At 61.5% G+C, this 14,351-nt stretch carries 15 protein-coding genes and 1 pseudogene; 14 read left to right on the top strand and 2 right to left on the bottom strand.

What is annotated here, in order from left to right:
- Positions 1 to 23 precede the first annotated feature (23 nt).
- The 7 genes and pseudogenes from AADA15_RS02705 to AADA15_RS02675 all read left to right on the top strand — a co-directional run bounded on the left by AADA15_RS02705 (position 24) and on the right by AADA15_RS02675 (position 5,767).
- Positions 24 to 1,073 (top strand): methyltransferase domain-containing protein, encoded by a 1,050-nt coding sequence (locus tag AADA15_RS02705; protein ID WP_341639993.1) that lies wholly within the window; start codon positions 24 to 26, stop codon positions 1,071 to 1,073.
- Between the two features lie 91 nt (positions 1,074 to 1,164).
- The gene (locus AADA15_RS02700; protein WP_341639992.1) at positions 1,165 to 2,268 is read left to right on the top strand and encodes an ABC transporter ATP-binding protein; all 1,104 of its coding nucleotides are present in this window, start codon (positions 1,165 to 1,167) and stop codon (positions 2,266 to 2,268) included.
- A gap of 251 nt (positions 2,269 to 2,519) precedes the next feature.
- On the top strand, positions 2,520 to 2,912 hold the full coding sequence (locus tag AADA15_RS02695) for a response regulator (RefSeq protein ID WP_341640072.1): 393 nt from the start codon (positions 2,520 to 2,522) through the stop codon (positions 2,910 to 2,912).
- Between the two features lie 245 nt (positions 2,913 to 3,157).
- Positions 3,158 to 3,841: a sensor histidine kinase gene (locus tag AADA15_RS02690; protein WP_341639991.1), complete on the top strand. Its 684-nt coding sequence runs from the start codon at positions 3,158 to 3,160 to the stop codon at positions 3,839 to 3,841.
- A gap of 16 nt (positions 3,842 to 3,857) precedes the next feature.
- Positions 3,858 to 4,177 (top strand): annotated as a pseudogene (locus AADA15_RS02685) (Fe3+/spermidine/putrescine ABC transporter ATP-binding protein); the annotation flags it as partial.
- Positions 4,178 to 4,288: 111 nt separating this feature from the next.
- Positions 4,289 to 4,915, top strand: a complete 627-nt coding sequence (locus AADA15_RS02680; RefSeq protein ID WP_341639990.1) for a VPLPA-CTERM sorting domain-containing protein — start codon at positions 4,289 to 4,291, stop codon at positions 4,913 to 4,915.
- Positions 4,916 to 5,260: 345 nt separating this feature from the next.
- Positions 5,261 to 5,767 carry a hypothetical protein gene (locus tag AADA15_RS02675; RefSeq protein ID WP_341639989.1) on the top strand — a complete coding sequence of 169 codons (507 nt, stop codon included), beginning with the start codon at positions 5,261 to 5,263 and terminating at the stop codon, positions 5,765 to 5,767.
- 75 nt (positions 5,768 to 5,842) lie between these two features.
- Here the strand turns inward: AADA15_RS02675 and AADA15_RS02670 are convergent, their stop codons facing one another.
- Positions 5,843 to 6,520, bottom strand: a complete 678-nt coding sequence (locus AADA15_RS02670) for a helix-turn-helix transcriptional regulator (protein ID WP_341639988.1) — start codon at positions 6,518 to 6,520, stop codon at positions 5,843 to 5,845.
- Positions 6,521 to 6,553: 33 nt separating this feature from the next.
- Positions 6,554 to 6,889, bottom strand: coding sequence for a hypothetical protein (locus AADA15_RS02665; protein WP_341639987.1), 336 nt, complete (start codon positions 6,887 to 6,889; stop codon positions 6,554 to 6,556).
- A gap of 223 nt (positions 6,890 to 7,112) precedes the next feature.
- On the opposite strand from AADA15_RS02665, the gene tatA reads away from it, so the two are divergent.
- From tatA to AADA15_RS02630, 7 genes are all read left to right on the top strand, one after another.
- Entirely contained in the window at positions 7,113 to 7,328 is a 216-nt protein-coding gene (tatA, locus tag AADA15_RS02660; RefSeq protein ID WP_192967046.1) for a twin-arginine translocase TatA/TatE family subunit, read from the top strand.
- Positions 7,329 to 7,334: 6 nt separating this feature from the next.
- A complete protein-coding gene (gene tatB, locus AADA15_RS02655; RefSeq protein ID WP_341639986.1) occupies positions 7,335 to 7,820 on the top strand; it encodes a Sec-independent protein translocase protein TatB in 486 nt (161 codons plus the stop codon).
- On the top strand, positions 7,817 to 8,743 hold the full coding sequence (gene tatC / locus AADA15_RS02650) for a twin-arginine translocase subunit TatC (RefSeq protein WP_341639985.1): 927 nt from the start codon (positions 7,817 to 7,819) through the stop codon (positions 8,741 to 8,743). The genes tatB and tatC overlap by 4 nt, the downstream gene beginning before the upstream one ends.
- 173 nt (positions 8,744 to 8,916) lie before the next feature.
- A complete protein-coding gene (locus AADA15_RS02645) occupies positions 8,917 to 10,074 on the top strand; it encodes an MHYT domain-containing protein (RefSeq protein WP_341639984.1) in 1,158 nt (385 codons plus the stop codon).
- Positions 10,075 to 10,530: 456 nt separating this feature from the next.
- Positions 10,531 to 11,385 carry an FAD binding domain-containing protein gene (locus AADA15_RS02640; protein WP_341639983.1) on the top strand — a complete coding sequence of 285 codons (855 nt, stop codon included), beginning with the start codon at positions 10,531 to 10,533 and terminating at the stop codon, positions 11,383 to 11,385.
- Positions 11,386 to 11,396: 11 nt separating this feature from the next.
- The gene (locus AADA15_RS02635) at positions 11,397 to 11,888 is read left to right on the top strand and encodes a (2Fe-2S)-binding protein (RefSeq protein WP_341639982.1); all 492 of its coding nucleotides are present in this window, start codon (positions 11,397 to 11,399) and stop codon (positions 11,886 to 11,888) included.
- Positions 11,885 to 14,299, top strand: a complete 2,415-nt coding sequence (locus tag AADA15_RS02630) for an aerobic carbon-monoxide dehydrogenase large subunit (protein WP_341639981.1) — start codon at positions 11,885 to 11,887, stop codon at positions 14,297 to 14,299. Before AADA15_RS02635 ends, AADA15_RS02630 begins: the two co-directional genes overlap by 4 nt.
- The last annotated feature ends 52 nt before the right edge of the window (positions 14,300 to 14,351 follow it).

Below are 14,351 nucleotides of genomic sequence, written 5' to 3'. Positions count from 1 at the left end.
CCAACACGGGGAAGGGACCAGAGATGAAACATGAAAGCGTGCAGAACTACTATGGCGAGGTCCTGCAGGGCAGCGAGGATCTGCAAACCAATGCCTGCTGCACGCCGGATGACATGCCGGATCATGTAAAAGAGATCCTGTCCCGGATCCATGACGAGGTGCTGACGCGCTATTACGGCTGCGGTCTGATCGCGCCCGAGGCGCTGGAAGGCGCTTCGGTGCTGGATCTGGGCTGCGGCGCTGGGCGCGATGTCTATGCGCTCTCGGCCATGGTTGGGGACAAGGGCCGTGTCGTGGGCGTTGACATGACCCCGGCCCAGCTGGAGGTGGCACAGCGCCACCGCGACTATCACGCAGCGGCCTTTGGTCATGGGGCCAGCAATGTGGAATTCCATCACGGCTATATCGAAAAACTGGACGAACTGGATCTGGAACCCGGCTCCTTTGACGTCATCGTCTCCAACTGCGTGATCAACCTTGCGACCGACAAGGGCGCGGTGCTGCGCGGGGCGCATCGGCTGCTGAAGGAGGGCGGTGAGATGTATTTCTCGGACGTCTACGCCGACCGCCGCGTGCCCGAGGCGATGGCGCAGGACGAGGTTCTGTATGGCGAATGCCTGTCCGGGGCGCTGTACTGGAACGATTTCCTGCGCCTGGCCCGCGAGGCCGGGTTCAACGACCCGCGCATGGTAACGGCGCGGCCCCTGACCATCGAGAACCCCAAGCTGGAGGCGCGCGTCGCGCCGCTCAAGTTCCTGTCGGCCACCTACCGGCTGTTCAAGCTGCCGGATCTGGAGCCCGATTGCGAGGACTACGGACAGGCGGTGATCTACAAGGGCACCATCCCCCACAGCCCCCATGCGCTGAAGCTGGACGATCACCACGTGATCGAGACCGGCAAGGTCTTTCCGGTCTGCGGCAACACCTGGATGATGCTGCAGGACACCCGCCTTGCGCCGCATTTCGACTTCATCGGCGATTTCTCCAATCACTACGGGATCTTCGCAGGCTGTGGCGGTGCCTCGCCCTTCAATGCCTTCGACGAGGGGACAGCCGCTGCATCCTGCTGCTGAGTGTTCAGGGACGGCGCCCTTGCGTGCGCTTTTCGGGGTTGCTATCTGCGGGCAATCCCGATTGTTTTGATCGGCATCAGTGAGAGGCCCCATGACCGCCGTATCCACCCCGCCAAACCTTCCGGTTCCCCGGCTCGAAATCCGCAACATCCGGCGGTTCTTTGACGGGCGCGCGGTGGTGGACGATGTCTCGCTCACCATTCAGGCGGGGCAGGTCACCTGCCTTCTGGGGCCGTCGGGCTGCGGCAAGTCCACCACCCTGCGCATGATCGCAGGGGTGGAGATGCAGGACGAGGGCGAAATCTACGTGGATGGCAAGCTGATCTGCGACACGGTCTTTCGCGTGCCCCCCGAGCGGCGCGAGATCGGGCTGATGTTCCAGGACTTTGCCCTGTTCCCGCATCTCAGCGTTGCCGACAACGTGGCCTTTGGCCTGAAGGGCTCCAGGGATCAGAAACGTGCGCGGGTCGAGGAACTGCTCGCCAAGGTGTCGCTGTCCAAATACATCGACGATTTCCCGCATCAGCTGTCAGGGGGCGAACAGCAGCGCGTCGCACTGGCCCGCGCCCTGGCGCCGCGCCCGCGCATCATGCTGATGGATGAGCCGTTCTCCGGACTTGATAACCGCCTGCGCGATGGCATCCGCGACGAAACCCTGACGCTCTTGCGCGAAGAAGATACGGCGGTTCTGCTGGTGACCCATGAACCCGAGGAAGCCATGCGCATGGCCGATGAAATTGCCCTGATGCGGGGCGGGCGGATCGTGCAGCAGGGCGCGCCTTATAACGTCTATACCCGCCCGGTCGACAAGGCGGCGGTGGCGTTCTTCAGCGACGTCAACGTGCTGAACGCGCAGGTCAACGGCGCGCTGGCCAAGACCCCCTTTGGCCAGTTCCTCGCCCCCGGCGTGCCCGATGGTACGGACGTAGAGATCGTCTTTCGCCCCCAGCACGTGCGCATCGATTTCGATCGTGCGGGCAAGGGGCCACTGCCGACCCCCAGCGATGGCGTTCCGGCCCGCGGCGTGGTGGAACGCGCGCGTTTCCTTGGCCACGAAAGCCTGGTGGAGTTCCGCATGGATTTCGACGGCTCGCTCCTGAAGGTGACGGTGCCGAACGTGTTCCTTCCGGAAGTGGGCCGCGTCCTCTGGCTCACCGTGCCGCGCAACCGCTGTTTTGTCTTTCCCAAAGGGTAGGGGGAGGCGACCCAAAACATCGCTTTGCCTAGTTCACCGGTCACGACTTTGACCAGGGAAACAGGCCCGTCCTGCACCGCGGCAAGCCGAACGCTCGTCATGATTGCGCGAGCGATGCCACACGAGCCTTCCCGTTAAATCTGTTTTGTTAGGGCTTAAGTCACCAAGTCGCGCGATACTGCAGAGGATGTCCGAGTGTTCGGAGCGTCTTTAGTGAAGTTTTCAACTTTGAAGACATGGAATGAGTGAATATGGTCCGTACGCAAGCCAATGGTTCGCGGCCAAAATGCCTGATCGTCGAAGATGACGAATTTGATCGCATGATGATGCTGCGCACTGCCAAAGCTGCAATGAACGATGCCGTGATCACGGCAGTCGACAGCTTGCAGGCAGCAAGGTTGGTCATCAGTCGCGAACCGATCAGCCTGCTCCTGATGGACAACTCCTTGCCGGATGGAAAGGGTATCGACTTCGTCCTGGAATTGGCCAAGGTGCCTAGCCTGGCCGAAATGCCGATCATCATTGTTTCGGACTGGCCTTCGCCTTTCATGTGGGACAAGGCCAGTGCCGCGGGCGTCAGGCGTATTGTTACAAAATCCGGCCTCAATCCCCAGGTGATCCGTGAGGTGCTGAATGGAGCATGAGGAACGAATGGTCCAGATTTCCCATGTGTCGCAAATGCAGCCTGCCCCAGCGCCGGGGGGACCGGGCGGGGCCGATCTGTCCAGCAGGATCAGCACAACGATAACCACGTCCTGGGACTGTGCCGGTTCCGGGCCGTCTGCCGGGTAAAACCTCTTCATCTTATGGGAAAAAAGGCTTTACATCTATGTTGAGTGCCACCGTGTCTGCCTCGAACGACAGCAAGGACTGTGCTGGATGCAATGAGATGAACAGGTTGGCGCACAGGATCGGGCATGATCTGCGCGCGCCCCTTCGCGCCATGGCAATGCTCCCGGAGTGGATCGCCGAAGAGTTCGAGGATGCGCAAACCGATATTCCGCCACGGGCCCATAAGTTCCTTGATTTGATCTCCAGCAAGGCGGCCCAGATGGAAGGGCAGCTGGCGGGGCTGCTGGAATACGCACTGCTCGGGGAAGCCACGGCAACGGTCTGCAGCGTGGACATCTCTTCAGAGCTGACCAATATCGCCCAAAAATACCTGGATGACGGAGCATATGAGATCGAGGTTGCTCCGGACGTATCAACGTTGATGGTCGCCCGTGAAGATTTTCAGGCTCTCTTCTCACACCTGATCTCGAATGCGGTTCTGCACAATGACCAACCAGATCCACATGTCCGCGTGACGGCTCATCTGGACGGTTCAATGGCAATCTTCCGTGTGGAAGACAACGGCCCCGGCATCAAAGAGGACGACCATCAGCGCATCTTCGAACCCTTCGAAATTCTGGTGGCGCGGGATAGCGCCAAAGGGTGCGGGTTGGGCTTGGCCGTTGTTCAGAAAATCGCCGATCGCTGGAAGGGGCGCATCACTGTGAGGTCAGAGTTGGGACAGGGGGCGTGTTTCGAATTCCAATTCCCGGTCGAGGAATGCGACCCGGCTCCGCAATAATGCATGGATGAAAACGGCCGAGGCCAAGACCCCCTTTGGCCAGTTCGCGTGCCCGGTGGTACGGACGCAGAGATCGTTTTTCGCCCCCAGCACGTGCGCATCGATTTCGACCGTGCCGGCAAGGGGCCACTCCCGACGCCCAGTGACGGCGTTCCGGCCCGTGGCGTGATCGAACGCGCGCGTTTCCTGAACCACGAGAACCTGGTGGAGTTCCGTATGGATTTTGACGGATCACTCCTGAAGGTGACGGTACCCAATGTGTTCCTGCCCGAAGTGGGCCGCGTTCTGTGGCTTACCGTCCCGCGCAACCGGTGTTTCGTCTTTCCCAAGGGGTAAGCTGTCCCCCCAAGACTGCTTGGTCGAGCCGGGCGAATTGACTCTAGTGTGATATTTTGTTAACTAATCGTTAACTTTCTGACGTGTGACACTCTTTCTCGGAGACATTTCATGAGCATCAAGAAATTGGCTGGCGCGGTGCTGGCACTTGCAATCTCTGCCTCTGGCACCATGGCTGCGACGGTTTTTGACAATGGCGTAACCGGCTCAAATCACAACCGCAATGCGGGCAGTATTTATGGGATAGCTGATGATTTCACCCTGAGCGGGAACACGACAGTCACTGGCGTGAATTTCGCTTTTGGGTTCACAGGCTCAGACCTGTCTCAGGCGCGTCTGGACATCGGTATCTATGACAGCGCAATGAACAATCTTCTTTTGCTGACCAACCTGTCTGTTTCAGGAACTCAGATTGCGACCTCAAGCGGTTACCGGATCTTTGACGTGATCGTTAGCGGGCTTAACCTCAACCTCGCCGCGGGGACATACTGGTTTGGCTACAACGGTGTGAACAATCTCGGCGGCTATTCCGATTGGGGGGTGGTTGATGCAGCGGGCAACCTGCGCCAGTCCCGCGACAACATGGCCTTCAATACATACTATACTTATCAGCGTGAGCAGCAGTTCTCGATCCTCGGGACCTCGTCGATTGCTCCGGTTCCCCTTCCGGCCACGGGGCTTCTTCTGATCGGAGCCTTCGGCGGTCTGGGCCTGCTGCGTCGCCGCAGAAAGGCCTGAGCGCAACAGAAGACGCAGCGAACCAGCGCTCGCCAGATGGTGGGCGCTTTTCGTTTGGTGGTAGGATGAATTTGCAAAGGGCAGGGCTCCCTTGATATGGCCACGATCCGCCCCCGTGAGCAATCTGCCTTACTTTTCAAAGTCCAAGTGTGTCGTACCGTCTTGCACCGGGCACTCTTCAATGCACTGTTAACCGGCGGGAGATAGGTTCCCCGGTACATGAGGTGCATGAACCCTATTCGATGCCCTTGCCGAGCATGCTGAGTGAACCAAGACGTGGACCTCCGGAACATAGACCGACGAAGAAACAGGGGCGAAATTACCCCTCAGATCGAGGACGCCGGCTTGTTCAAGCGCGAGCTGCGGGACGTTCCCGTCGAGCTCATTCCCATCCTGAGCCGCAACAACCGGGGCGACCTGGTGATCAAGGGAATCGTGAAACCCAATGCGGAGATCGAGGTGCTTTTTGCCGGTCGCCGCCTGAAGGACGTCGGCGGGCTGCTGGAACGGATCAAGGTCATGCGCGCGCAGGGGCTGCGCACGGCAAAAAGTGGACATGAAGCCATGCTTCGCATCCGGCGATTGCGGCTGCCGGTGCGGGTGCGGGGAAACTGGCGTATGCGATTTGAGACCGATGAATCTGGCTGGGATCTCAAAAGCTATCAACTGCTGGCCGCACAGTGGGCCTTTACCGACCTCAAAGGCTTCCATGTCTTGTGCGGCTCTCCTCCCGATCTGCCGGAGGATCGATTGCAGGACAGGGCGCGGGCGGCCCGGGCACAGCTTGCCGCCTCGCGGGCACGGGTTGCGGAACGCGCGCGCGCCGCAGAACAGGCTCGCAATAGGTCGTGACGCCTGCGTCCGCCAGCCATGCCAACCTGCAGGTGAATGACACCATGCCGCGGGTTCGGGCCTATACGGACGTTTTCATGCCTTGGGGTTCGGATCATAATCCGCCAGCCGCTTTCCCGGCTCATCCACGAACAGTTCGGGCAGGGCGGTGGCCTCTTCGATGAGATCGACCCGGAAGACGCGGAAATCCTCGCGCGCCTCGCACCATGCGGTCAGGGTCCAGACGCGGCCCCAGTATTCCATGTGCAAAGGGCGGATCTTGCGGCGGCTTACCTCTCCGTCGATCCGCCGGTAGGTGATCTGCAGTTTCTGACGCGCCTTGATCGCGGCCCGCAGGGTGGGCATCTGAGCAAAGCCGCGCGCGGCATCGGCAAAGGGGTAGACGGCGAATTTCCAGGCATCCGCCTCGGCGATGGTTTCCGCGGGCAGGACCGCATCCACCTTGGCGGCCAGCGATTGCGCGGCGGCCTTGAGGTCCGGGTCGGCGGCCTCGGCGACGATGGCCATGCCAAGGTTCAGCGCCTCCAGCTCCTCGGGCGTCAGGGTGAGGGGGGGCAGAGTGATCGCCTCGCGCACCATGTAGCCGACGCCGCGCTCGCCCTCGACCGGCACGCCAGAGGCCACCAGCGTGTCCATGTCGCGGTAGATGGTGCGGGTCGAGACCTCCAGCCGCGCGGCAATGTCCTGCGCGCGGTGCAGTTTCCCGTCGCGCAGGATCTGGATGATTTCAAAAAGGCGGTCGGTGCGGCGCATGACCCTAGCCTTGGCCTGCGCCGCACCGATTGGTCAAGCCGCCATCTGCCACAGGATGTCTTCGTGGCGCATATCGAGGCTGCCGGGTTCGATCGCCTGCATCAGCGCGGCGGCAAAGGGCTGCCTGGAAAAGGCCTCTGCCGCGGCCTGCGCGCTGGCATGATCGCGCCAGACCACGTGATCGCTCCAGCGCCCATCGTCGCCGCAGGACAGGCGGCGGACCATGAAGCCGGGCTGGTCGCGCACGAAAGCCTCGCTTTGCTGGCTGAGCGCGACAAAAGCCTCAGGGGTGATTCCGCCCGCCAGGGTGAAGGTGACGATCTCGGCCACGGGGTTGGTTTGGGCGGGGGTGGTTTTGGTCTGTGTCATCTCTTGGGTCTCCGTTGTGATGTGACAGGCTGGACCTAGCAGGGTTCAACTGACATAAACCTGTCAGTTGGGTTTCGCTGGTCGGTGTTTCAGGCGCTTTTCGTCCAGGATTGGCAGTTCTGAAGTCCCGTGCGTCTTTGCGCGCGAACCGCGCGCCCGTAAAACCGATGCTGACAAAGGAAAACCGGTGCGGATAGGCGCCGGACAAGAAGGAGACACTCACATGCTCAACAATATCGGCCTTCCCGGCATTCTGCTGATCGCCGTCGTGGTTCTGGTCCTGTTTGGCCGCGGCAAGATTTCTTCGCTGATGGGCGAAGTCGGCAAGGGCATCACCGCCTTCAAGAAGGGCGTGAAGGACAGCACCGACGAAATCGAGCAGGATGCAGCCGTCGAGGCAAAGGACATCACGCCCGAGACCGAAAAAGACAAGGCCTAACCGCCCATGTTCGATCTTGGGTGGACCGAACTTCTGGTGGTCGGGATCGTCGCACTGATCGTGGTCGGTCCCAAGGACCTGCCTGTGCTGTTCCGCAATGTCGGGCGTTTCGTGGGCAAGGCCAAGGGCATGGCCCGCGAGTTCAGCCGCGCGATGAACGATGCCGCCGACGAGGCCGGCGTCAAGGATATGGCACAGGGGCTGAAGGCCGCGACCAACCCGGTCGGCACCGCCATGGACGGGGTCAAGGAGGCGGCGCAGGACATGGCCAAATCCATCGACCCGACCAAGTTCGACGCGGAGAGCGAAACCGGAAAGCTGGCTGCCGAGCGCGCTGCGGACGCCAAGAAGATCCAGGCGGCCACGGCTCGCGCGGCGGCGGAACGCAAGGCCAAGGAGGCGCAGGAGGCGCTCGCCTATGCCGAAGCGGCCGAAAAGGAGCTTGAGGCGGGCGCGGCCCCTGCGGCTGAGGACAAAGAGACCAAATCATGAGCCAATCCGAAGACATCGAGGATTCCTCTGCGCCGCTGATCGAGCATCTGGCGGAGCTGCGCACCCGACTGATCCGGGCGGTGGGGGCCTTTATCGTCGGGATCGTGCTGGCCTTTACCGTGGCCGAGCCGATCCTGCAGTTCCTGCTGGGGCCGATCGAGGCAACGCTGCGCGAGCTGGGCGATCCGTCACCCACCTTGCAGTACACCAGCCCGCAGGAATACCTGTTCACTCTGTTCCGCATCTCCATGGTGTTCGGCTTTGCGCTGTCCTTCCCGGTGATCGGCTATCAGTTGTGGCGGTTCGTGGCGCCGGGCCTTTACAAGAGCGAAAAGAACGCCTTTTTGCCCTTCCTGGTGGCCTCGCCGGTGATGTTCCTCCTGGGGGCGTCTTTTGCGCATTTCGTCGTCACCCCGCTGGCCATGGCGTTTTTTCTGGGCTTTGCGGATGTCTCGTCGATCTTTGCCAACCTGCTGTCCGGGGCGGTGGAGGATCTGCCCGTTGATGCGGCGGTGGTGCCGGAAACCGCCGAAGGGGTACGCATCACCTTCTTCGGCAAGGTGAACGAGTCGCTGGACATCACGCTCAAGTTCATCATGGCCTTTGGCCTGTGCTTCCAGCTGCCGGTGCTTCTGACCCTGATGGGCAAGGCCGGTCTGGTCAGCGCCGAGGGGCTGGGTTCTGTGCGCAAATACGCAGTTGTGGCGATCCTTGTGCTGGCCGCGCTGGTGACCCCGCCGGATGTGATCACCCAGCTGATCCTCTTCACCGTGGTCTATGGCCTATATGAGATTTCGATCTTTCTGGTGGGCCGGGTCGAGAAGAAGCGCGAAGAGAAACTGCGCGCCGAAGGCTACTATGACGATGAGGAGGAAGAAGATCCTCTGATGGCCGAGTTCGACAAGGACGACGACGACAGGTAAGGCGTCGAAACAGATCAGGACGCGCCCTGCGGGGCGCGTTTCTTTTTTCTTCTCTGCATTTGGCGAGTGACGGGGGTTCAACTATAGGTCTATGTTGTCGGCGGTGCGGCGTCTGACCGGAGAGGCCTGCGCCACGTGCCGCGACCAGAGCTGAATGGGAAGGGAGGCCCTTTTTGCTCGATTACAGCCACAATCACCTGTTTGTCCTTGCTTCGCTTGCGATCGCCGTGATCGCCGGGTTTTCCGGCCTGTCGCTGGTGCAGGGCGCCTCGCAGATGTCGGTACCGGTGCGCAAGATCGTTGTCTCCATCGCTGCGGTCATTCTGGGCAGCGGCATCTGGTCGATGCATTTCGTGGCCATGCTGGGGCTGGAGCTGCCCGTTGCCTATTACTTTGATCCGCTGATCACGCTGATTTCGGCGCTGACGGCGATCCTGTTCATGGGTCTGGCGTTGCTGATCGTGCATTTCGGCACCCGCACCCGGAGCAAAATCCTGCTGGCGGGGGTGATCATGGGCAGCGGCATCGCGGCAATGCATTATATCGGCATGTCGGGGATGGAACTCTGCCTGCCAAGCTATTCCGCGCCCCAGATCGTGATTGCCTTTGCTGCCTCCATCGCGCTGAGCATGGCGTCGTTCCAGGTGTCCTACGGGCAGCGCAGTGCCCGCAATATCCTGCTGGGCACCGTTGGCTTTGGCGTCGCGGTCTTTGCGGTGCATTTCATCGCCATGGCGGGCACCGGATTTACCCAGTCGGCAGAATACACCACCTTCGTTCCACCAATGAGCCGGGGCGTGCTGGCCTTCGGCGTGACGCTTTCGGCCTTCGTGCTGTCCGGCAGTTTTCTTTTGTCCGGGGTGACATTTGCAACGCACCTTGGGGGAGCGGGCAGCGATGGGAAAGGGGAGCGGGCACCTGATCCTGCATCCGATGGGCTGGGCCCTTCAGCCGAGACACCGGCCCAGTCTCTGACCGCGCAGGCAGAGCCCGTCTGCGAAGGCCGTATTCCTTATGAGGCCGACTCGCGTACCCACTTCATCAGCCCGGCCAATGTCTCTGCGATCCGGGCCGAGGGGCATTACACTGTGCTTTACGCGGGCGAGAACAAGCTGTTCTGCCCCTGGTCCATCTCGGAGGCTGAGACCCGCATCGGTAGCGGCTCCTTTGTGCGGACCCATCGCAGCTACCTTGTGAACCTCGACCACGTGACCAGTTTCGAGCGCAAGAAGGACAACGGCGTGTGCTATTTCGATGAAACACCTGCTCTGCCCAAGGTTCCTGTGAGCCGCTCCCGTCTTGCGGATGTGCGGGCCCGGCTGGGGATGTAGGCGGGCGGGCTTTTGCTGGCGGCGGGTGCCGCTGTGTTTGCCCGCAATTGATTGCTGTGATCGCTGTCTTCCGGGTTATGCGGTTCTCGACGGGCAGGGAAGGCGCGCCTCCATTTCCTGAACCTGTTTCCTGTCCTCAGTCTGGTCACCACCTCCCGTATCCGGGCCAAAGGACACAAGGAGAGCCGCGTGGTTTCATCTGGTCGATCTTCCTTTCCGCAAGGGGACGGCCGGGTCACAGGCGGGCTGTCAGCCGGTATACGATTGTCGACTCGCGCTGAAATTCAACCCTGACACGTATTCACGTTTGCGATTTCGTCCAAAGGGCCTGTTTTCGCAACTCGTGCAGGTCATTCGCATTTCGTGAAAGCGAGTTCGGCGGTCGTTCCCCGGTTCTCGTCGGCCCACCTGTGGCCGCTTCTAATGTCGCCAATCCGGCATTCAGGGAGGAAACGGATGATACCTTCAGAGTTCGAATACCACCGGCCCGGCAGTATTGCGGCGGCGCTGGCGGTTCTTGAGGAACACGGGGATGATGCCCGCGTCATGGCGGGCGGACACAGTCTCATTCCGATGATGAAGCTGCGGATGGCGGATGTGCCGCATCTGATCGATCTTCAGTCCATTGACGAGTTGAAAGGCATCACGGTCGCGGGCGGCACCGTCACCATCGGCGCCATGACGACCCAGCACGAGCTGATCACCGATGATGCGCTGGCCGACGCTGCGCCGATCATGCGCGAGGCGGCGCTGCTGATCGCCGATCCCCAGGTGCGCTACATGGGCACCATCGGCGGCAACGTGGCCAATGGCGATCCGGGCAATGACATGCCGGGCCTCATGCAGTGCCTTGATGCGACCTTTACCCTGCAGGGGCCGGATGGCACCCGCGAGGTTCAGGCGCGCGACTTTTACGAGGCGGCCTATATGACCGACCGCGAGGATGACGAGATCCTGACCAAGATCTCCTTTGCCGCGCCGAAAGGCGGGCAGGCCTATGAAAAGCAGAAGCGCAAGATCGGGGATTACGCAACGGCTGCGGCTGCGGTGATCATCGAAAAAGCGGACGGCAAGGTCGCCTCGGCCTCGATCGCGATGACCAACCTCAGTGACACGCCGGTCTACTCGGCGGATGCGGCGGCAGCGCTGGTCGGCACCGACTGCGGCGCCGATGCAATGGGCGATGCCGTCACCGCCATGCTGGGCGACATCGACCCGACCGAGGACAACCGCGGTCCGGTTGAGTTCAAGAAACACGTGGCTGGCGTCATCCTGCGCCGCGCGATCGAGCGCGCCTGGTCGCGGGCCTGAGGGAGGATACCATGGGAAAACAAATCATCACCCTGACCGTGAACGGTGAAAAACACGAGGTCGCCGCCGAGCCGCGCGAGCTTCTGGTGCATACCCTGCGCGAGACCCTGAAACTGCGCGGACCGCATGTGGGCTGTGAAACCTCCCATTGCGGGGCCTGCACGGTGGATATCAACGGCAAGTCCGTGAAATCCTGCACCATGTTCGCCGTTCAGGCGGATGGCGCCGAGGTTACCACCATCGAAGGGATCGCCACGCCTGACGGCATGCATGTGCTGCAGGAAATGTTCCGAGAGCATCACGGGCTGCAGTGCGGCTATTGTACCCCTGGCATGATCACGCGGGCCTATCGCCTGCTGCAGGAAAACCCGAACCCGACCGAGGAAGAGGTCCGCTTCGGCATCGCCGGCAACCTCTGCCGGTGCACGGGGTACCAGAACATCGTCAAGGCGATCCTCGCCGCCGCAGCTGAAATGAACGCAGCCAAGGAGGCAGCACAATGAAGGATCTGGAGGACCGTCAGGAACGGATCGACAATCTCAAGGGGATGGGCTGCTCGCGCAAGCGGGTCGAGGATGCCCGGTTTACCCAGGGCAAGGGCAACTATGTGGATGACGTCATTCTGCCGGGCATGTTGCACGGGGATTTTGTCCGCTCGCCTTATGCCCATGCGCGCATCAAGTCGATCAACATCGATGCCGCCATGGCGCTGGATGGCGTGATTGCCGTGCTGACCGCCAAGGATCTTGAACCGCTCTCCCTGCACTGGATGCCCACCCTGGCCGGTGACAAACAGATGGTGCTGGCCGATGGCAAGGTGCTGTTCCAGGGTCAGGAGGTCGCCTTTGTCGTCGCCAAGGACCGCTATATCGCCGCCGACGCGGTGGAACTGGTCGAGGTGGACTACGAGGAACTGCCTGTTCTGGTGGATCCCTTCGAGGCGCTGCAGTCCGATGTTGTCCTGCGCGAAGACATCAAGGACGAGAAAGAGGGCGCACATGGTGCCCGCCGCCATCACAACCACATCTTCCTCTGGGAAGAGGGCGACAAGGACGCCACCGAACAGGTCATCGATGAGGCCGAAGTGGTTGCCGAGGAGATGGTTTACTACCACCGCACCCACCCGTGCCCGCTGGAGCCCTGCGGTTCGGTCGCCAGCATGGACAAGATCAACGGCAAGCTGACGCTCTGGGGTACGTTCCAGGCGCCGCATGTGGTGCGCACCGTGGCCAGCCTTCTGTCGGGGATCGAAGAGCACAACATCCGCGTGATCTCGCCCGATATCGGCGGCGGGTTCGGCAATAAGGTGGGCGTCTATCCCGGCTATGTCTGCTCCATCGTGGCCTCCATCGTCACCGGTCAGCCGGTGAAGTGGATCGAGGACCGGATGGAAAACCTGATGGCCACCGCCTTTGCCCGCGATTACTGGATGAAGGGCAAGATCAGCGCCACCAAGGAGGGCAAGATCACCGGGCTGCACTGCCATGTAACGGCAGACCACGGCGCGTTCGATGCCTGCGCCGACCCGACCAAGTTCCCGGCCGGTTTCTTCCATATCTGCACCGGGTCCTATGACATCCCGGTCGCCTATGTGGGCGTTGATGGCGTCTATACCAACAAGGCGCCGGGCGGCGTGGCCTATCGCTGCTCCTTCCGGGTGACCGAGGCGGCCTATTTCATCGAACGCATGATCGAAGTGCTGGCGATGGAGCTGAACATGGACGCTGCCGAGCTGCGCCGGATCAACTTCATCAAGGCCGATCAGTTCCCCTATCAGTCGGCGCTGGGCTGGGAGTATGACTCCGGCGATTACCACACCGCCTGGGACAAGGCGCTGGCGGCGGTCAAATACGATGAGCTGCGCGCCGAGCAGGCGCAGCGGGTGGAGGACTTCAAGGCCGGAAAGACGCGCAAGCTTCTGGGCATTGGTCTGACGCATTTCACCGAGATCGTCGGCGCGGGCCCTGTGAAGAACTGCGATATCCTGGGTATGGGGATGTTCGACAGCTGCGAGATCCGCATCCATCCCACCGGATCGGCCATCGCGCGCCTTGGCACCATCAGCCAGGGGCAGGGGCATGCGACCACCTTCGCGCAGATCCTAGCGTCCGAAATCGGTCTCTCTGCCGACAGCATCACCATCGAGGAAGGCGACACGGATACCGCGCCCTATGGTCTGGGCACCTATGGCTCGCGCTCGACCCCGGTTGCCGGTGCTGCCACCGCCATGGCAGGGCGCAAGATCCGCGCCAAGGCGCAGATGATCGCGGCCTATCTGCTGGAAGTGCATGACAACGATCTGGAATGGGACGTGGACCGGTTCGTGGTCAAGGGGGCGCCCGAGCGCTTCAAGACCATGAAGGACATTGCCTATGCGGCCTACAACCAGGCCATTCCGGGCGTTGAGCCGGGGCTTGAGGCAGTGAGCTACTATGATCCGCCCAACATGACCTATCCCTTTGGCGCCTATATCTGCGTCATGGAGGTGGACGTCGACACCGGTGAGCATGAAATCCGCCAGTTCTACGCGCTGGACGATTGCGGCACCCGGATCAACCCGATGGTCATCGAAGGGCAGGTGCATGGCGGCCTCACCGAGGCGCTCGCCATCGCCATGGGGCAGGAGATCGCCTATGACGATATGGGCAACTGCAAGACCGGCACGCTGATGGATTTCTTCATCCCGACCGCCGTGGAAACGCCCCATTACACCACCGACCACACCGAAACCCCCAGCCCGCATCACCCGATCGGCGCCAAGGGCGTGGGCGAAAGCCCCAATGTGGGAGGCGTGCCGGCCTTCTCCAACGCAGTGCACGATGCCTTCCGTGCCTTTGGCCTGCGCCAAAGCCATATGCCGCATGATCACTGGCGGATCTGGAAGATCGCAAACGAACTTGGACTGCACGGCTAAGGCCGAAGACCAATCGCAAAAGAGGGAGGCCGCCGCGCGTGGCCTCCCGGAC

Origin of the sequence: Phycobacter sedimenti (assembly GCF_038148855.1) — a bacterium.
Taxonomy (GTDB): Bacteria; Pseudomonadota; Alphaproteobacteria; order Rhodobacterales; family Rhodobacteraceae; genus Phycobacter; species Phycobacter sedimenti.
This window is presented reverse-complemented; position numbering and strand designations above follow the sequence as displayed.

Coding starts and splice junctions, on each gene's coding strand:
- AADA15_RS02705 (WP_341639993.1), top strand. CDS start 24: ATGAAACATGAAAGCGTGCAGAACTACTATGGCGAGGTCCTGCAGGGC.
- AADA15_RS02700 (WP_341639992.1), top strand. CDS start 1,165: ATGACCGCCGTATCCACCCCGCCAAACCTTCCGGTTCCCCGGCTCGAA.
- AADA15_RS02695 (WP_341640072.1), top strand. CDS start 2,520: ATGGTCCGTACGCAAGCCAATGGTTCGCGGCCAAAATGCCTGATCGTC.
- AADA15_RS02690 (WP_341639991.1), top strand. CDS start 3,158: ATGAACAGGTTGGCGCACAGGATCGGGCATGATCTGCGCGCGCCCCTT.
- AADA15_RS02680 (WP_341639990.1), top strand. CDS start 4,289: ATGAGCATCAAGAAATTGGCTGGCGCGGTGCTGGCACTTGCAATCTCT.
- AADA15_RS02670 (WP_341639988.1), bottom strand. CDS start 6,520: ATGCGCCGCACCGACCGCCTTTTTGAAATCATCCAGATCCTGCGCGAC.
- AADA15_RS02665 (WP_341639987.1), bottom strand. CDS start 6,889: ATGACACAGACCAAAACCACCCCCGCCCAAACCAACCCCGTGGCCGAG.
- tatA (WP_192967046.1), top strand. CDS start 7,113: ATGCTCAACAATATCGGCCTTCCCGGCATTCTGCTGATCGCCGTCGTG.
- tatB (WP_341639986.1), top strand. CDS start 7,335: ATGTTCGATCTTGGGTGGACCGAACTTCTGGTGGTCGGGATCGTCGCA.
- tatC (WP_341639985.1), top strand. CDS start 7,817: ATGAGCCAATCCGAAGACATCGAGGATTCCTCTGCGCCGCTGATCGAG.
- AADA15_RS02640 (WP_341639983.1), top strand. CDS start 10,531: ATGATACCTTCAGAGTTCGAATACCACCGGCCCGGCAGTATTGCGGCG.
- AADA15_RS02635 (WP_341639982.1), top strand. CDS start 11,397: ATGGGAAAACAAATCATCACCCTGACCGTGAACGGTGAAAAACACGAG.
- AADA15_RS02630 (WP_341639981.1), top strand. CDS start 11,885: ATGAAGGATCTGGAGGACCGTCAGGAACGGATCGACAATCTCAAGGGG.